Here is a 16,963-nt window from a genome sequence, read left to right on the forward strand (position 1 = left end):
CTCGATGTCCATGCGGTTCGCTCTCTTCGCCGTCGCTCTTCTCGCCACCGTCGGCACGGCGTCCGCTCAGTCCGAGCGGTTCGAGCGGCTCGAACGGACCTCGAACGGTGTCACCATCACGTACGGTCTGTTCGTGCCGGAGGACTACGACCCGACCGTCGCGTACCCGCTCGTGATGGCCCTCCACGGCGCCGGCGAGCGCGGCTCCGACTACCGCAACCTGACCGTCGGCGACGCCGCGACGAACGGGCTCACGACCTGGGCCACGCCTCAGGTCCAGGACGAACACCCCGCGTTCGTCCTCGCCCCGCAGGTCCCGTCGGACCGCCGCTGGAGCGCCGAGACGGACCCCGACCAGTCTGACCTCACGGCCGTCCAACTCACGACGCTGGAGATCCTGGAGTCCGTCGAGGCCGAGTACTCCATCGACCCGGACCGGATCTACGTTGCTGGCCTGTCGATGGGCGGGCACGGGACGTGGGACTTCGTGTCTCGCCTCCCCGGCCGGTTCGCCGCCGCCGTCCCGATGAGCGGCGAGGGCTTCCCGTCCCAGGCCGAGACGCTGCTCCACCTCCCGATCTGGGCGTTCACCGGCGAGTCGGACACGGTCGTTCCGCCGGGCGAGACGCGCCGCGTGATCCAGCGGCTCGAAGACCTCGGCCGAGACGTGATCTACACGCACTGCCGCCGGTCGCCGATTGGCGCGCGGGCCTACGGCTGCCCCGGATACATCGGCACCGACTCCCTCGCGGCGGCCCTCGACGCCCACGCCGACCTGATCTACTGGAGCGAACCGAGCGTCGGGCACGGGCCGTGGGGGCCGTGGTTCCGAAACGGGTTGATGCAGGACTGGCTGTTCTCGAAGGTCCGCCAGGACCCCGACGCCGTGACGATCACCGCGCCCGCCTCGGGCGCGCGCTGGGCCGGGACGGAGACGGTCACCTGGACCACGACGCGCTCGACGGCCGACGTCGTCGAAGTGTGGCTCAACCGGACCGACGACCCCGCCAGTTGGCAGAAGCTGGGCGAGGCGCCCATCGCCGCCGGCACGTTCGAGGTCGACACCGAGGCGGCCGAGGACGCCGCCCGGGCCCGCGTCCGCCTCTGGGTGCGGAACGCGGACGGGCGGATCGCTGGCCGGGCCACGAGCGCGCCGTTCGCCCTCGACAACCCCGGGGACGCGTCGCCGGAGCTGACGCTCCAGGCCGAGGGCCTCCGCTTCGACCCGCGCCTCGGCGGCACGGAGTACACGCTCTCGTTCCTCGCCGCCGACCCCGACGGCGACGCGCTCACGGCCGAGGTCGCCTACAGCCTTGACGGCGGCCAGACCTACACGGTCATCGACACGCCCGACCTCGGCGCCGGGGCGGAGCAGGCCGTCGAGATCGACCTGGCGGCGCTCCCGAACTCGCGCGAGGCCCGCTTCCTCGTCTCGCTCTCCGACGGCACGACGACCGTTTCGGAGGAGACGGTCTCGTTCCTCAAACAGACCCCGCGTGACGAGAACACGTTCGTTCAGCGGGTCGCAGGCGACGGCGAGGGCACGGTCACGCTCCACTTCGTGGACCCGGCGGCGCTCACGGGCCACGAGTACCGGATCTCGATCGCGGTCGCCGAGGACGGGACCAAGACCTACGACGTGACGGACGTGGATGAGGGCGAGACCGTGCTGGAGGGCGTCCCGCTCTCCGACGGCATCCTCGAGAGCCCCGTGTTCGACGGGATCGCGCTCGTGGTCGAAGACCTGGACGAGGGCCGTGCGAACCCGGAGCAGACGGGCTGGGTCGCGGGCGACACGGACCTCGGCGTGACCGTCTCCGGCGGCACGGCGCGCGTCGCGATTCTGACCATCGACCTCCTCGCGACGGAGACCGACTACGAGGTCACGGTCGCCGACGAGGTCGTCGGCCAGTCGACGGCGATCTACACCTTCCCGGCGACCGACGTCCGGTTCACCGTCACCGGTGACGGCGGGCAGCCCCGCGAGGTCGCCTTCGACGACGCGGACGATGACGGCCAGCTCGGCGACGGCGACGTGCTCTACATCCTCGAACCCGACGCCGCGGGCGAGCTGGAACTCGCGTGGAAGCTGGAGTTCGAGGACGGCGAGGTCGCCCCCGAGGCCGGCGACGTGTTCCGCCTCGTCCCGGTCCGCTCGCTCGGCGCGGGCGACGTGTTCCAATTCGAGGGCCGGTTCAACACGACCGTCGAGGCGTCGCCCGAGACCGCGTCGCTGGAGGCGTTCCCCAACCCCTTCGGCGACCGGCTGACGGTGGCTTACCGGCTGGCGGCGCCCGCCGCCGTCCGCGTCGAGGTGTTCGACGCCCTGGGCCGCCGCGTGGCGCTCCTCGTCGATGGCCCGTCGCCCGCCGACGGGCAGGTGCGGTGGAACGCGCGCGGCGTGGCGAGTGGCGTCTACGTCGTCCGCCTGACGACCGAGGCGGACGGGGCCGCGCCCGCCTCGGTGCGCCGGTCGGTGGTGCGAGTGGGGCGGTAGCGCCGTGGCATCCGGTAGGGGCGTATCGCAATACGCCCCTACGCCGTCGGTGGCGGTGTCAGCCGACGTCCGGGTTCGTCGTGTACGTCCCGACGATCTCGGCCTGATCGAGGACGTGGCCGTCGAGGGCGTCGAGCACGTCCGGCCCGCGCCAGTCGCCGTCCTCGCTCAGCCCGAGGCTCTCCGTGTCGAGCGCGTAGACGGTGAAGTGGTAGTGGTGGACGGCCTCGTCGTTCCAGGGCGGGCAGGGGCCGTCGTAGCCGCCGTAGGTGCCCTCCATCGGCGAGCCCGCGAGGAAGCCGGTGAAGTCGTTGGTGCCCTCGATGCCGTGCGTCGTCCGGCCCGGCTTCCGACCGTTTTGGACCACGCCGTCGGACAGCGCGCCCTCGGCGATCTCGCGGATCTCGGACGGGACGTCGACGAGGAGCCAGTGGAAAAAGTCGGTCCGCTCGGCGTCGGGAGGGATCGTCTTGCCCTCGGTGTTGGCGTCGGACGCGTCGGCCGGCACGTCGGGGTCGTGGACGACGACGGCGAACGACTTCGTGCCCTCGGGGACGCCGGACCACGCGAGGTGCGGGTTCCGGTCGTCGCCGTGCGTGGTGTGGTCGCCGGAGTCCGGCGCGGCGGTGCAGAAAGCGAAGGTCGGCGCGATGCGGGCGCCGTCGGCGAGGGAGGTGCTGGTGAGGAGCATGACACTGGGGGAGAGGGGCTGAAACCAACGCGCCCGCCCCGGCGCGGTGCCGGGGCGGGCGGTGAGTCGGTCCGCCTCGGGCCCGAGGCGGTCGGTGGCAGGGGCCTAGGTCGAGGGCGCGTCGGCCGGGTCGGAGGCGCGCTGGAACCGGAGCGTCAGCTTGCCCTCCGGCTCCTGGCGGATCTCGTCGGGGACCTGCTTGCCCGGGAGGCCGTGGACGATCGTCGTCGCGCCGTCGACGAGCCAGAGCGCGCCGGTGACGTAGCTGGCCTCGTCGGAGGCGAGGAACGCGTAGACGTTGGCGATCTCCTCGGTCGTGCCGCGGCGGCCGAACGCGGTCGAGAAGACGATGGTCTCCTCGGCGTCGGCGTCCATCGGGCCGGTCTCCTTGTGCGTCCAGCTCGTGTCGACGGGGCCGGGGCAGACGGCGTTGGCGCGGACGCCGTACTGGCCCTGCTCGCCGGCCACGCCCTTCATCAGCGCGTGGATGTACGCCTTCGTCGGGCCGTACGGGGCGAACTGGGGCGACCCGTTCCACCCGGCCTCGGAGCCGGCCGAGACGATGTTGCCGCGCGTCTTCTGGAGCTCGGGCAGCGCGGCCCGCGTCATGTGGAACGCCGTGTAGATGTTGTTGTGGATGAGCTTTTCGAAGTCCTCGACGGGGTACTCGTGGAGCTCGGCCAGCTTCGGCAGCACGCCCGCGTTGTTGACGAGCACGTCGAGCTTGCCGAACGCGTCGACGGCGGCCTTCACCGCAGCCTCGGCGTTCTCCTGCACGCCGAGGTCCTTGGCGAACGTCTCGACGGCCGTGCCGGGGTACTGCTCTTCGATGTCGGCCTTGACCTCGTCGAGCGGGTCGTCGGGGAGGCCGGCCAGGAGGAGGCCAGAGGCCCCCTCGTAGGCGAACTTGTGGGCGATGGCCTCGCCGATGCCTTCGCCGGCGCCGGTGATGAGCGCGACCTTGCCGTCGAGCTTGCCGGCCCGCTGGGCCTGGCCGTTGGAGGAGCCGTTGGTGGATGCCATGGGGGGAGGAGAACGGTGAGAAAGGACGGCTTGGATCGAGTCGTCCGGAGCGCCGTTCCAGCTTCACCGGCCCTCCCCGCGATCTCAAGCCTTTCCCGACCCGTGCCCGACCTGTCCGTCCGCGTCCTCCTGTTCGACGTGCTCCGCCGCGAACTCGGCGCGTCCGAGCTGGACGCGGCCGTGCCCGCGGGCGCGACGGCCGGCGACCTCCTCGACCGGCTCGCCGAGGCGCACGCGCCCGTCGCGCGGCACCGGCCGGTCATCCGCCTCGCCGTCAACCGCCGCTACGTCCCGGCCGAGACGGCGCTCGACGACGGCGACGAGGTCGCGCTCATCACCCCGGTGAGCGGCGGCTGAGTCGGTCCGCCTCGGCGTCGAGGCGGGGGACTCGGCCCTACGCCTCGGCCGACTCCGGCCCGAGCGCGCGCTCGATGAGGTGGATCAGATCCTCCTCGCCCTGCGTCACGCGGCCGTCGGCGCGGGCGACGCGGCGGAGGTCGGCGAGGACCTGGGCGCGGCCTGACGCGCCGAGTCGGTTGCGGACGCGGTCGAGGACCGCCTCGAGCGCCGTGCGGCGGGCGTCGACGAGAGCGGCCTCGCGCAGGGCATGGTCGACGCCCGCGGGATCTTCGCCGGGCGCCCACGCCTCGAGCGCCGTGCGCATGGCGTCGGACTCGGCGGGGTCGAGGTCGCCGTCGGCGCCGAAGGCCAAGGCGCGGTAGAGGACGGCGAGGTCGAGGAGGAGGGGGGCCATGGGAACGTCGGGGTCGGCTAGCGGGCGACGGCGACGGCACGCACCTCGCGGATGACCGTCACCTTGATCTGCCCAGGGTACTCCATCTCGCGTTCAATCCGACGCGAAATGTCTCGGGCCAGCGTCTCGGCGACGGCATCGGACACCCGTTCGGTGTCGACCACGACGCGGATCTCGCGGCCCGCCTGGATGGCGTAGGCCTGGAGGACGCCTTCGAAATCGGAGGCGATGCCCTCCAGCCCTTTGAGGCGCTGGACGTACCGTTCGAGGGCCTCGCGACGGGCGCCGGGGCGCGCGCCCGAGGCGGCGTCGGCGGCCTGGACGATGGGCGCGATGGGGGTCGCCATGGGCACCTCGTCGTGGTGGGCGCCGACGGCGTTGGCCACGTCCGGGTGCTCCTTGTACTGGCGGGCCAGCTCCATCCCCGCGATCGCGTGCGGCTGCTCGAGGTCGCCCTCGATCACCTTGCCGATGTCGTGGAGGAGGCCGGCGCGGCGGGCCTTCCGGGCGTCGAGCCCGAGCTCGGCCGCCATCAGCCCGGCCAGCTTGGCCGTCTCGACGGAGTGCTGGAGGAGGTTCTGGCCGTAGCTCGCGCGGTACTTCATCCGCCCGACGAGCCGGATCAGCTCGGGGTGGAGCCCGTGGATCTGGAGGTCGAGCGCGGCCTGCTCGCCGGCCTCGACGATCTCGGCGTCGATCTCCTCGCGCGTCGCCTCGACGACCTCCTCGATCCGCGCCGGGTGGATCCGGCCGTCGTCGAGGAGGCGGACGAGCGCGAGCCGGGCCACCTCGCGGCGGACGGGGTCGAACCCGGACACGAGCACGGCGTCGGGCGTGTCGTCGACGATGACCTCGACGCCCGTCGCGGCCTCGAACGCGCGGATGTTGCGCCCCTCGCGGCCGATCACGCGGCCCTTCATGTCGTCGCTCTTGAGCGGGACGGCCGAGACGGTGTGCTCGATGGTGGCCGTGGCCGCGAGCCGCTGGATGGCCTTCAGGATCACCTTCGTGGCCTCGCGCTGAGCCGTCCGCTTGGCCTCGTCGCGCGCGTCCTTGACGGCGCCGGCCGCTTCGAGCTTGGCCTCGCGCGTGAGCTCGGCGACGAGCCGGTCGCGGGCCTCCTCGCGCGAGAGCGACGCCGTCTGTTCGAGCTTGGCGAGGTGCTCCTTTACGAGCTGGTCGAGGCGGGCGGTGGCCTCGTCGAGGTGGGCCTGGAGCTCGTCGACCTCCCGCTCGCGGCCGGCCAGCTCCTGCTGGCGGCGGCCGACGGACGTGGCGAGGCCCTGGACCTGCTCGCGGAGCGTGTCGGCCTCGGCGCGGCGGCGTTCGGCGGCGGCGGTGAGCGCGTCGAGCGCGTCGGCGGCCGTCTCGAGCGCGCTCTCGCGGGCGGCGACCCGCTTGGCCTTCTTGTCGACGCGGGCGCGGGCGGCGTCGAGCTTGTCGCGCGTCTTCTGGTGGCGCTCCTTGACCTCGGCCACGCGGGTCTCGAGGCGGGCCCGGCGGCGGCGGACCTCGTCGCGGGCGGTGGCCAACTCGCTCTGGGCGGCCTCGGCGCGCTCCTGGAAGCGGTCGGCCTCGGCCTCGGCGCGCGCGGCGACGTCCTCGGCCCGGCGGGCGGCGGCCTCGAACTGGGCCGCCGCGGTCCCGCCGCTCCTCACGCGCCCGCCGATGAATCCGACGGCCAGCGCTAGGACGACGCCGGCGGTGGCGAGGGCAAGCGTGATCGGGTCCATCAGCGGTGGAGGCGACGGGAAACGGTGCGACGCGAGCGCCCCGGGGGCTCCCCAGGGCGCTCGCGCAGGGACCCGTCCAGGGGCGGCGGAATCCCGCCGTCCGTCCGGGTCGGACAGAGGCACCAGCCTGCAGCGCTTGACGAGAACCTTGCTCGTCTGACAATGTGGAGACCCCTCGGACCCTCTCGCCTTCCGCGGCGGGGCGCCGGAGCGCCCCAACCCGGGACGGGGACCGTCCGCGGGATGCGGCCTGATGGTCAGGTCCTAAATGGAGCCTCCGCGGTAAACGCTGTTCAGGTTCCCATGCGGTGGCTACAAGCCGGTGGGCGCGGTCGGGGGGTTGGCCCGAGCCGCGCGGTCCCCAATATCGCGCTGGCCGGTGTGTCGTTCCGAGAGAGACCGCGAATTCCCCCGGAGCCGCCGAGGCGGCCCGCCTCGGCAGGCCGGTGAGAGGAGTCGCAGCGTCCGGCCGGCTCCTTACTCCTCAGGCGCCTCGGGTTCGGACCCGGCCGAGCCGTCGCCTCCACCGAGGACCGCCTCGATCTGCTCCGACAGCGACGCCGCTTCGATCTCGAGGCGGGCCCGGAGGCGGTCGGTCTCGGCGCGCGCGGCGTACAGCTCCTCCGCCAGCTCGAGCGCGACGAGCACCGCGTGCGTCATGTCGGGCTGCGACGGGAGCTGCTGGCGGAGCCGCCGGAGCCGCTCGTCGACGCGGGCCGCGAGGTGGACCGTGTAGTCCTCGTCGCCCGGCGCCACGCGGAGCGGGTAGTCGCGGTCGAGGATCCGGACGCGGACGGAGACGGGGAGGGCGGAGCTCATGCGGCCGGGGGCGGGTCGGCGCTGCCGTCGCCGCCGGCGCCCTCGCCGGCTTGGAGCAGCCCGTCTACGAGGTCCAAGAACCCCTGAACGCGGGCCTTGAGCGCCGCCGGGTCCTCGCCCTCGCCGAAGGCGAACGACGGAGAGCTCCCGCCGGCGCCGGTCTCCTGGATCTCGAGGAGCCGCTTGGCGAGCGCCGCGTTCTCCGACCGGAGCCGCTCGATCTCACGCACAGCCGCGTCCACGCGGTCGCGGAGATGGCTCAGCGACCGCCACTCGGGCCGAGGGTCGGGACGACCCGGCTCGGCCTCGGACGGGGCGGTGGGCTCCATGCGGGCAGGCGGTAGGAGGTCAAGATAGACACGAACCGTTCCGGGGGATCCCCCATCCGCCGGCTATGCACTTGTTGATCAGGCCGTAACGGCCGCTAGGACCGGAGCGTGGCACCGTGCTGACTCTCCAGCGCCTTCACGATCCGCCGCACACGGCCGTCGACCTCCTGGTCGCGGAGCGTCTTGTCGGCCCCGAAGCGGAGCGCGACGGCGAGGCTTTTCTGGCCCCCCGCCACGCCCTCGCCGCGGTACACGTCGAACACGCGGACGTCCTGGAGGAGCGGCTTGCCGGACTGGCGGATCGTGTCGAGGAGCGGCCCGGCCGCCTGCGCCTCGGGGATCATGAGGGCGAGGTCGCGCTCGACCGTCGGGAAGCGCGAGATGGGTTGGTAGCGCGCCGGCTCGTCGCGGTCGGCGAGGCGCGCGAGCGCGTCCCAGTCGAGCTCGGCGACGAAGAGGGGCTCCTGGAGCTCGGCCGCGTCGCCGACCCCGTCTGCGAGGCGGCCGAGGCTGCCGAGGCGGACGTCGCCGAGGTGGAGGTCGAGGGCGTAGGCCGTGAGGCCCTCCGGCGCCGGCCGCGGCGTCTCCGTCACCCCGTCGATGCCGAGGTCGGCGAGGACGTCCGTCACGACGCCTTTGAGATCGTAGACATCGGCGGCGCGGGCGGGGCCGTTCCAGGTCGCCGGCGTCTCGCCGCTCATCCCGAGCACGAGCGACGTGTGCTCGTGGTAGCCCTCGACGAGGTCCGTCGCGGCGTGGGACTGGCGGTAGACGTGGCCGGCCTCGAACAGGCGGAGGGCGCCAGCGCCGCGCGCCTGGTTGTAGCTCGCGACGGCCACGAGGCCGGGCAGCAGCGACGGCCGCATGGCCGCCATCTCCTGCGAGATCGGGTTGAGCGTCTCGACCGGGCCGCCCTCGCGGCCCGTCCACGCGGCGTCGGCGAAGGCCTCGGCGGTGGGCTTCGGGACCAGCGAGTTGGTGTACAGCTCGCGGAAGCCGAGCGCGGCGAGCCGCCGCCGCACGCGGGCCAGCAGCCGGGCCGACGGCGTGTCCGAGGCGGGCACGAGCGGGACCGGCGTCGAGGCCGGCGTGGGCAGGTGGTCGTAGCCCCACAGCCGCGCGACCTCCTCGATCACGTCGACCTCGCGCTCCACGTCGGGGCGGAACGGCGGGATCGTGACGCGAAGGCCGGCGTCGGCGGCCTCCCTGGCCGCGGCCTCGACGCCCTCCTCGCGCATGGCCGCCTCGGCGAACGCGTCGAGGCGGCCGGCCTCGGCGTCGCTCACCTCGAACCCGATGGCTCCAAGGAGCCGGACGATCTCGTCCTCGGGGACCTCCACGCCGAGCACCGCCGCCACGCGCGACGGGCGGAGCGTGACGGTCCGCGCCTCGTACGGGGTCGGGTGCTCGTCGATCAGGCCGGGCACGACGGTTCCGCCGGCGACCTCCGCCAGCAGTTGGGCCGCGCGGGCGGCGGCGCGCGCCTGGCCCGTCGGGTCGACGCCGCGTTCGAAGCGGTAGCTCGCGTCGGTCTGCAGCCCGAGCGCCTTCGACGTTTTGCGGATGCGCGACGGGTCGAAGTAGGCGCTCTCGATCAGCACGTCGGTCGTGGATCCGCTCACCTCCGAGTTGGCCCCGCCCATCACGCCGGCGACGGCGACCGGCTTCTCGTGGTCGCAGACGAGGACGGTGCCCGCCGGCACCTTGCGCTCCTGGTCGTCGAGCGTCGTCACGACCTCGCCCGCCTCGGCGGCGCGGATGACGAGGCCGCCGCCCTCCAGAAGGTTCAGGTCGAAGGCGTGGAGCGGCTGGCCAAGCTCGTGGAGGACGTAGTTCGTCACGTCCACGACGTTGTTGATCGAGCGGACGCCGATCGCCTCCAGCCGCTCGCGCATCCAGTCCGGCGACGGCCTGACGGTGATGCCGCGCACGACCATGGCGACGAGCCGGTGGCAGCCCTCGGCGTCCTCGATCCGGATCGATGCCTGCGAGGCGGCCTCGCCGCCCGCCTCGGGGACATCCACCTTGGGTAGTGTGAGCGGCTGGTCGGTGAGCGCCGCCACGTCGCGGGCGACGCCGACGTGCGAGGTCGCGTCCGGCCGGTTCGGCGTGATGGCGATGTCGAGGACCGTGTCGCCCGGAAGCGCGTCGCGCTGCCGGAGGTAGTCGGCGAAGTCCTGCCCGACGGCCGCGTCCTCGTCGAGGACCATGATCCCATCGTGGCTGTCGCCGACGCCCAACTCGTCCTCGGCGCAGATCATCCCGTTCGAGACCTCGCCGCGGATTTTGCCCTTCTTGATCGTGACCGGCTCCAGCTGAGACGGGTCCTTCCGCGACGGCAGCATCAACTCCGTGCCGACGGTCGCGACCGGCACCTTCTGCCCGGCGGCTACGTTGGGCGCGCCGCACACGATCTGGACCGTTTGGCTGCGCCGACCTTCCGGTTCACCCGCCTCGGGCGCGGCGTCGCCGAGGTCGACGTCGCAGACGCGGAGCCGGTCGGCGTTGGGGTGCGCGCGGACGGACACGACGTGCCCAACGACGACGCCGTCGAGCGACGGCCCGCCCGTCGTGACCTCCTCGACCTCGAGGCCGGTCATCGTCAGGAGCTCCGCGAGGGCGTCGGGCGCGAGCCCGTGCTTGACGTAGTCGGAGAGCCAGTTGAGGCTGATGTTCATCGTCGAGGCGGTTTAGAACTGCTTCAGGAAGCGGACGTCGTTCTCGTAGAGGAGCCGGATGTCATCGATGCCGTGGCGGAGCATGGCCATCCGCTCGACGCCCATCCCGAAGGCGTAGCCCGTGTAGCGCTCCGAGTCCACGCCGACGTTCTCGAGCACGTTCGGGTCGACCATGCCGGAGCCGAGGATCTCCATCCAGCGCCCGCCGCCCGGGAGGCTCTCGTCGGCCCACCACACGTCGACCTCGGCGCTCGGCTCGGTGAACGGGAAGAAGGACGGGCGGAACCGCATCTTCGCCTCGCGCGCCGGCCCGTCGGAGGCGCCGAAGAGCGCCTTCGCGAACGCCGTCAGCATCGCCTTGAGGTCGGCGAACGAAACGCCCTCGTCGACGACGAGGCCCTCGACCTGGTGGAACAGGCAGTAGCTCTTGTACGAGATGGCCTCGTTCCGGAACACGCGGCCCGGCGCGATCACGCGGATCGGCGGTTTCTGGCGCTCCATCACGCGCACCTGGACCGGCGACGTGTGCGTGCGGAGGAGGACGCCGCGGCCCTCGGGCGGAGGCGGTTCGAGGAAGAACGTGTCCTGCATGTCCCGCGCCGGGTGGTCGGGCGGGAAGTTGAGCGCCGAGAAGTTGTGCCAGTCGTCCTCGATCTCCGGCCCACGCGCGACGGCGAAGCCGAACGACTGGAAGATGGCCTGGATGTCCTCCAGCGTCTGCGTCAACACGTGCAGACTCCCGCGCTCGACCGGCGCCGGGACGCGGCCGGGCAGCGTGAGGTCGAGGTCGGTCGCGCCGGCCTCGGTGTCACCGGCGAGGGCCTCGGTCGCGGCGTCGAGGCGGGCCTGGGCGGCCTGCTTCAGCGCGTTGAGCCGCTGGCCCACGGCCCGGCGCTCCTCGGGCGGGACGGTCCCGATCTTCGAGAACAGGTCCGTGATCACCCCGGCCTTCCGGCCGAGGAAGCGAACGCGGTAGGCCTCCGCCTCGTCGTCGGTGGTGAGCGGGAGCGTGTCGATCTCGGCCTGGACGGCCTCGATCTCGGCGTCGAGCGTCGTCGTCTCGGACATGGCGCGGGGGCTCATCGTGTCATCCTGAGCGAGGGGGGCGAGCCGATGGATCTCGGGTGCGACCCGGTCTCGTGCCGGCATCGAGCGCGCTGCGCGGGCGTCGTGCTCGCCAGAGATCCTTCGGCTCCGGGCTGCGCCCTCCGCTCAGGATGTCGGGAGGTGAAGGGCGGAGCCAACCAAAAACTCCCGCCGGGCCGGGGCCGGGCGGGAGTCGTGGTCGAACGGGTCCGGGGCGCTAGGCCGCGGCCTGCTCGACCACGGCGGTAAAGGCGGCCTTGTCGTGGACCGCGAGGTCCGCGAGGACCTTCCGGTTCAGGGGGATGTCGGCCTTCTTGAGCCCCGAGATGAGGCGCGAGTAGGTCGTCCCGTTCTGACGGGCGGCGGCGTTGATGCGGGCGATCCAGAGCCGGCGGAACTGGCGCTTGCGGGCGCGGCGGTCGCGGTAGGCGTACTGGAGGCCCTTCTCAACGGTGTGCTTAGCAACGGTGTGGACGTTGCCACGGCGGCCCCAGTAACCTTTCGCCTGCTTCAGGAGCTTGCGGCGACGGCGACGGGCAGCCACGAGATTTTTTGCTCGGGGCATTTTGGTTCCGTGGTGAGGGTGTCGGGGTGCCGGCCGAGGCCGGCGCGATCGGTGGGGTGCTGGCGGGCCAGCGGCTGGCCGAGGCCAGCGGGCGCTACTTGACGATCAGCTTCTTGATCCGCTTCTCGTCGGCCTTATCCACCAGCGTCGTCTCGCGGAGGTCTCGCTTCCGCTTCGGCGACTTCTTGGTCAGGATGTGGCTCGCGAACGCCTTCTTGCGCTTGACGCGACCCGTCCCGGTCAGCGAGAAGCGCTTCTTGGCGCCGCTGTTCGACTTCATCTTCGGCATCGGTCTCTTCGGGTGTTCGGAAGGGCCGGACAAGGGACCGCCCATCGCGTGGCGCCAACGGCGCTGTGCGACGGGCGGGGGGACAGGGAAGCTAGGGGCGCTCCGGGGCCGCGCCAACCGCGGCCTCGGGTCTTCGCAGAGTGTTCGGGCGCGTTCTGCGGTCGGGGCGTCCCGCCTCGGCGCCGAGGCGGAGGCGCTCGCCTACCGCTTGTCCGGCGTGAGCATCGTGGTCATCCGGCGGCCCTCCATCGTGGGGGCCTGGTCGACCTTGGCGATGTCGGCGAGGTCCTCCGTGAACCGCTCGAGCATGTCGAGGCCCTGGTCCTTGTAGATGATGTCGCGGCCGCGGAACTGGACCCACGCCTTGACCTTGTTCCCCTTCTCGAGGAACTCGCGGGCGTGCTTCAGCTTGAACTCGTAGTCGTGGTCGTCGGTCCGCGGGCGGAAGCGGACCTCCTTGAGCTCGCCCTGGCCGGCCTGCTTCTTCCGCTGCTCCTTGGCCTTCTTCTGCTGCTCGTACCGGTACTTCCCGTAGTCCATGATCTTGGTCACGGGCGGGTCCGAGTTGGGCGAGATCTCGACGAGGTCGAGGCCCATGCTGCGGGCCATGTCGATGGCCTCGTCGGTGGCCATCACCCCTTTCTGACCCTCGCCGTCGATGACGACGCGGACCTTGTTGGAGCGGATGTTCTCGTTGATGTTGACGTCGGGCTCGCGGCGGGCCGGCTGCGGGCGTCGGGATCTGCGTCGGGCTATGGTAAACCTCTGAGGTTGTGGAAAAGGGTAAGGCCCCGTAGGGGCATGGTCGTGGGGGAGATACGACGGAGGCGGCCGCGGGTTCGGGCGCCGAGTGCGAAATCCGGCCGTCCGGGCCGGTTTTTCCCGTCGCTCCATCCGACGAGCCTCTCTCGGCAGAGAATCGGAGCCCGTTACCACCGGCGCCGTAGGAGACGCCGCAGCGGGCCTAGCTTGCGGCCCGCACCGCCGCCGCCCCCATGGACTTCACCGCCGTCGACCTCCGGGTCGGGACCGTCGTCGAGGCCGTCGTCGAGGGCGACGCGCTCCGCCTCACGATCGACCTCGGGGGCGTCCAACGCGAGGCGACGACGCACGTGACCGAGAACTACGGGCCCGACGACGTGCGCGGGACGCAGGTCGTGGTCGTGACGAACGGCCCGGAGCCCGTGGTGCTGGCGGCCGTGAGCCCGAGCCAGGGCGCCGTGCTCCTCCGCCCCGACCGGCCCGTCGCCGACGGCACGCAGGTCGTGTAGCCGAGTCGCCTCGGGGGGTCTCTCTGCCTCGGCGCCGAGGCGGGCGGGGTCACTCGCGCCCCGGCGGGAGCGACCGGTCCCAGCCGCGCACGCCGTAGGCGTCGAGGACCTCGACGACGCGGTCGAGCGGCAACGACTCGATCGTCCCTCGGTGCCCCGTCACGGTCGTCGCGCGGAGCATCGAGTTGTAGATAGCCTCCTCCGTGGCCTCGGCGACGGCCTGGAAAAGGGGCGACATGGCGTCGTTGGGGACGAGCGCGTCGCCGTCGCGGTCGGTCGAGAACGCGATGACGTAGTCGCCCGAGCCGTTCGTGAAGGCGGCGCCGGTGCGGGCGAGCCCGGCGAGAGCCCGGTGCGCCAGCCGCTCCAGCAGCCGGGCGTCGAGCGGGGCGTCGGTCGCGACGACGATCATGACGCTGCCGTCGGCGCTCTCGCCGAGCGCCTGCTGGAAGGCGAACTGGCCCAGCTCTCGGCCGACCGGCGCGCCGTTCATCGTCAGGACGCCGCCGAAGTTGGACTGGACGAGGACGCCGACGGTGTGCCCGCCGAGGGTCGCCGGAAGCGCCCGGCTGGCGGTCCCGATCCCGCCCTTCCAGCCGAACGCGACCGTGCCGGTCCCGGCGCCGACGGACCCTTCGGCGACCGGGCCACCGGACGCCGCGCCGAGCGCCTCCGCGACGTGTTCGGGCCGGACCGGCCGGCTCCGGATGTCGTTCAGGACCCCGTCGTTCGTCTCGCCCACGACGGCGTTGATCGAGCGGACCTCCTCCATCCCCGGCTGCTCCAGAAGGATCTCGACGAGGGCGTCGGCCGCGCGCCAGACGCAGAGCGTGCACGTGAGGAGGATCGGCGTCTCGATCTCGCCGAGCTCGCGGATCTGCGTCACGCCGAGCAGCTTGCCGTACCCGTTGCCGACGGCGACGGCCGCCGGCACGCGCTCCGCGTAGACGTTGCCGCCGTGGGGGAGGATGGCCGTCACGCCCGTCCGCACGGCGTCGCCCTCGACCACGGTCGCGTGGCCCACGCGGACGCCCGCGACGTCGGTGATGGCGTTGAGCGGGCCCGGCGGGAGGATCCCGACGGCGAGGCCGAGGTCGCGCGCCCGAGGCCGGTCCGCCTCGGGCGACGGCTGAGCGTGGGCGGCGAGCGTCGCCGCGAGGGCGAGGAGGACGAGGCGCAGCATGAGCAGGGGAATGGCGGTCCGTCAGTCTACAGAGCGTCCTCGCCGCTCACGCCTCGGTGAGCACCTCCGGGCAACTCCGGCGCACGAGCGCGCGGGCCAACACCCGCGTCGCGTCGAGCATCGGGACGCCGCCGACCTCCGTCATCGACAGGGCGAGGGGGATCTCGGTGCAGGCGAGGACGACCACCTCGGCGCCCGCCCCGACGAGGTGGTCGAGGCCGGCCCGGAGACCCGCCACGGCCCGGTCGTTGACCGGTGCGGACACGCTCTTCACGCCGTACGTCGGGTCGTAGATGGCGGGGTGGACGTCGGTCTCTTGGACCGACGGGGGCGGGGCGATCACGTCGAGCCCGAGCGGGCCGAGGCGGTCGGGGTAGACCCGGGCCGCCAGTGTCCCCGTCGTCGAGAGGACGCCGACGCGGCGGGCGTCCGGAAAGCGGTGGCGGATCTCGTCGGCCACGGCCTCGATCAGGTCCACGAACTCGGCCCGGCCGCCGATTCGCTCGCGGACGCAGGCGATGATGGCCGGCGCGTGGGCCGTGTTGCAGGGGATCCCGATGATCTCGGCGCCGCCCGTGATGAGGGTGTCGGCGAGGTCGGCGAGCGCGAGGCCGGGGTTGATGGCGGTGCGGCCCAGCAGGAAGTCCGTCCGGTCGGCGATCCGGTGCGGGTGCGAGACGAGCGTGACCGGCAGGTGGTCCTGGTCGCAGCGCGCGCGCGTCGCGGCCGTGATCTTGCGGACGAGGTCGAGGCCGGCCATCGGGCCGACGCCGCCGACGATGCCGATGGGGCGGGGGGAGGGCATGCCCCCGAGACGTTTGGTCCTGGCAGCGGATCCCGCCGGCCCGCGTCCCGCCACGTCTTGCGGGGCTGCCCGCAGCCGGGTGGGTCCACCTCGGGCGCGAGGTGGGGTGGGTGACGGGAGCTGTCATACCTCGGCCCTACCTTGCGGGAAACCGACTCCGAACGCATGGACTCCGCCCCCCGCGACGCCTCGGCCCCCTCGGGCCAGGACGCCGACCTCGAGAAGGCCCTCCGGCCCCGCGCCCTCGACGACTTTATCGGCCAGAGGAAGATCAAGGACAACCTCCGGGTCTTTATCACGGCCGCCCTCCAGCGCGGCGAGGCGCTCGACCACGTCATCCTCTCGGGCCCGCCCGGGCTCGGCAAGACGACGCTCGCCCACATCATCGCCGAGGAGATGGGCGCCGAGGTCAAGACGACCTCCGGGCCCGCGCTCGACAAGCCGGCGAACATCGCCGGCCTGCTCACGAACCTCAACGAGGGCGACGTCCTGTTCATCGACGAGATCCACCGGCTCTCGCCCGTCGTCGAGGAGTACCTGTACTCGGCGATGGAGGACTACGCCATCGACATCCTCATCGACTCGGGGCCGAGCGCGCGGAGCGTCCGGATCGCGCTCCCGCCGTTCACGCTCATCGGCGCGACGACGCGGAAGGGCCTCCTCACGGCCCCGCTCCGCGCCCGCTTCGGCGTCGACTTCCGGTACGACTACTACGACGTCGACACGCTCCACCGGATCGTGCTCCGGAGCGCGAGCCTCATGAAGGTGGCCATCGACGAGGACGGGGCGTTCGAGATCGCGCGCCGCAGCCGGGGCACGCCGCGCATCGCCAACAAGCTCCTCCGGCGGACGCGCGACTTCGCCGAGGTCGAGACCGAGGCCGGGCCGGGCGACGGCCGCGTCACGCGCGCCGTGGCCGACCACGCGCTCAACGCGCTCGACGTCGACGAGGCCGGGCTGGACGAGATGGACGCCCGCATCCTCCTCGCGCTCATGGAGAAGTTCGACGGCGGGCCCGTCGGCATCTCGACCATCGCGGTCGCCGTCGGCGAGGACGCCGGGACGGTCGAGGAGGTCTACGAGCCGTACCTCATCCAGGAGGGCTTCATGGCGCGGACGCCGCGCGGCCGCGTCGCCACGCGCCGCGCGTACGACCACTTCGACGTGGTCCCCCCGCTCAAGCAGTCCGACATCTTCGACGAGTTGATCGGGTAGCGGCCGCCGACTCCTCCTGCCTCGG

17 protein-coding genes are annotated in these 16,963 nt (G+C 72.5%); 4 read left to right on the forward strand and 13 right to left on the reverse strand.

The features are described 5' to 3' along the window. Window positions 1-10: 10 nt before the first annotated feature. The gene (locus BSZ37_RS03945; protein WP_179299463.1) at window positions 11-2,497 is read left to right on the forward strand and encodes an alpha/beta hydrolase-fold protein; all 2,487 of its coding nucleotides are present in this window, start codon (window positions 11-13) and stop codon (window positions 2,495-2,497) included. 58 nt (window positions 2,498-2,555) lie between these two features. On the opposite strand, the gene BSZ37_RS03950 is transcribed toward BSZ37_RS03945, so the two are convergent. Together BSZ37_RS03950 and BSZ37_RS03955 are read right to left on the reverse strand one after the other, a co-directional pair. Continuing rightward, window positions 2,556-3,188 carry a YbhB/YbcL family Raf kinase inhibitor-like protein gene (locus tag BSZ37_RS03950; protein ID WP_095509289.1) on the reverse strand — a complete coding sequence of 211 codons (633 nt, stop codon included), beginning with the start codon at window positions 3,186-3,188 and terminating at the stop codon, window positions 2,556-2,558. Window positions 3,189-3,293: 105 nt separating this feature from the next. After that, window positions 3,294-4,211 (reverse strand): SDR family NAD(P)-dependent oxidoreductase, encoded by a 918-nt coding sequence (locus BSZ37_RS03955; RefSeq protein WP_095509290.1) that lies wholly within the window; start codon window positions 4,209-4,211, stop codon window positions 3,294-3,296. Window positions 4,212-4,313: 102 nt separating this feature from the next. Between BSZ37_RS03955 and BSZ37_RS03960 the strand changes: the two genes are divergently transcribed. Next, entirely contained in the window at window positions 4,314-4,568 is a 255-nt protein-coding gene (locus BSZ37_RS03960; RefSeq protein WP_095509291.1) for a MoaD/ThiS family protein, read from the forward strand. A gap of 37 nt (window positions 4,569-4,605) precedes the next feature. Here the strand turns inward: BSZ37_RS03960 and BSZ37_RS03965 are convergent, their stop codons facing one another. The 9 genes from BSZ37_RS03965 to infC form a co-directional block, all read right to left on the reverse strand. Next, the gene (locus BSZ37_RS03965) at window positions 4,606-4,965 is read right to left on the reverse strand and encodes a TerB family tellurite resistance protein (protein ID WP_095509292.1); all 360 of its coding nucleotides are present in this window, start codon (window positions 4,963-4,965) and stop codon (window positions 4,606-4,608) included. A gap of 17 nt (window positions 4,966-4,982) precedes the next feature. Then, entirely contained in the window at window positions 4,983-6,698 is a 1,716-nt protein-coding gene (rny, locus tag BSZ37_RS03970) for a ribonuclease Y (protein WP_095509293.1), read from the reverse strand. Between the two features lie 477 nt (window positions 6,699-7,175). After that, window positions 7,176-7,517: a cell division protein ZapA gene (locus tag BSZ37_RS03975; RefSeq protein WP_095509294.1), complete on the reverse strand. Its 342-nt coding sequence runs from the start codon at window positions 7,515-7,517 to the stop codon at window positions 7,176-7,178. Next, on the reverse strand, window positions 7,514-7,846 hold the full coding sequence (locus BSZ37_RS03980; RefSeq protein ID WP_095509295.1) for a hypothetical protein: 333 nt from the start codon (window positions 7,844-7,846) through the stop codon (window positions 7,514-7,516). Before BSZ37_RS03980 ends, BSZ37_RS03975 begins: the two co-directional genes overlap by 4 nt. 95 nt (window positions 7,847-7,941) lie before the next feature. Beyond that, window positions 7,942-10,524 carry a phenylalanine--tRNA ligase subunit beta gene (gene pheT, locus BSZ37_RS03985; RefSeq protein WP_095509296.1) on the reverse strand — a complete coding sequence of 861 codons (2,583 nt, stop codon included), beginning with the start codon at window positions 10,522-10,524 and terminating at the stop codon, window positions 7,942-7,944. Window positions 10,525-10,536: 12 nt separating this feature from the next. After that, complete coding sequence (gene pheS, locus BSZ37_RS03990; protein WP_095509297.1) at window positions 10,537-11,592, reverse strand: phenylalanine--tRNA ligase subunit alpha; 1,056 nt, start codon at window positions 11,590-11,592, stop codon at window positions 10,537-10,539. A gap of 235 nt (window positions 11,593-11,827) precedes the next feature. After that, window positions 11,828-12,175, reverse strand: coding sequence for a 50S ribosomal protein L20 (rplT, locus tag BSZ37_RS03995; RefSeq protein WP_095509298.1), 348 nt, complete (start codon window positions 12,173-12,175; stop codon window positions 11,828-11,830). Window positions 12,176-12,269: 94 nt separating this feature from the next. Continuing rightward, a complete protein-coding gene (rpmI, locus tag BSZ37_RS04000) occupies window positions 12,270-12,464 on the reverse strand; it encodes a 50S ribosomal protein L35 (protein WP_095509299.1) in 195 nt (64 codons plus the stop codon). A gap of 201 nt (window positions 12,465-12,665) precedes the next feature. Next, window positions 12,666-13,220: a translation initiation factor IF-3 gene (gene infC / locus BSZ37_RS04005; protein WP_342761214.1), complete on the reverse strand. Its 555-nt coding sequence runs from the start codon at window positions 13,218-13,220 to the stop codon at window positions 12,666-12,668. 239 nt (window positions 13,221-13,459) lie between these two features. On the opposite strand from infC, the gene BSZ37_RS04010 reads away from it, so the two are divergent. Beyond that, the gene (locus tag BSZ37_RS04010) at window positions 13,460-13,735 is read left to right on the forward strand and encodes a hypothetical protein (protein ID WP_095509301.1); all 276 of its coding nucleotides are present in this window, start codon (window positions 13,460-13,462) and stop codon (window positions 13,733-13,735) included. Window positions 13,736-13,784: 49 nt separating this feature from the next. On the opposite strand, the gene BSZ37_RS04015 is transcribed toward BSZ37_RS04010, so the two are convergent. Next, window positions 13,785-14,918 carry a DmpA family aminopeptidase gene (locus BSZ37_RS04015; protein ID WP_095509302.1) on the reverse strand — a complete coding sequence of 378 codons (1,134 nt, stop codon included), beginning with the start codon at window positions 14,916-14,918 and terminating at the stop codon, window positions 13,785-13,787. Window positions 14,919-14,964: 46 nt separating this feature from the next. Beyond that, on the reverse strand, window positions 14,965-15,723 hold the full coding sequence (locus BSZ37_RS04020; protein WP_095509303.1) for an aspartate/glutamate racemase family protein: 759 nt from the start codon (window positions 15,721-15,723) through the stop codon (window positions 14,965-14,967). A 165-nt stretch (window positions 15,724-15,888) separates the two neighbouring features. Between BSZ37_RS04020 and ruvB the strand changes: the two genes are divergently transcribed. After that, complete coding sequence (gene ruvB / locus BSZ37_RS04025) at window positions 15,889-16,938, forward strand: Holliday junction branch migration DNA helicase RuvB (protein ID WP_095509304.1); 1,050 nt, start codon at window positions 15,889-15,891, stop codon at window positions 16,936-16,938. Window positions 16,939-16,963: the final 25 nt, after the last annotated feature.

It is taken from the genome of Rubrivirga marina, from assembly GCF_002283365.1.
GTDB classification, from domain to species: Bacteria; Bacteroidota; Rhodothermia; order Rhodothermales; family Rubricoccaceae; genus Rubrivirga; species Rubrivirga marina.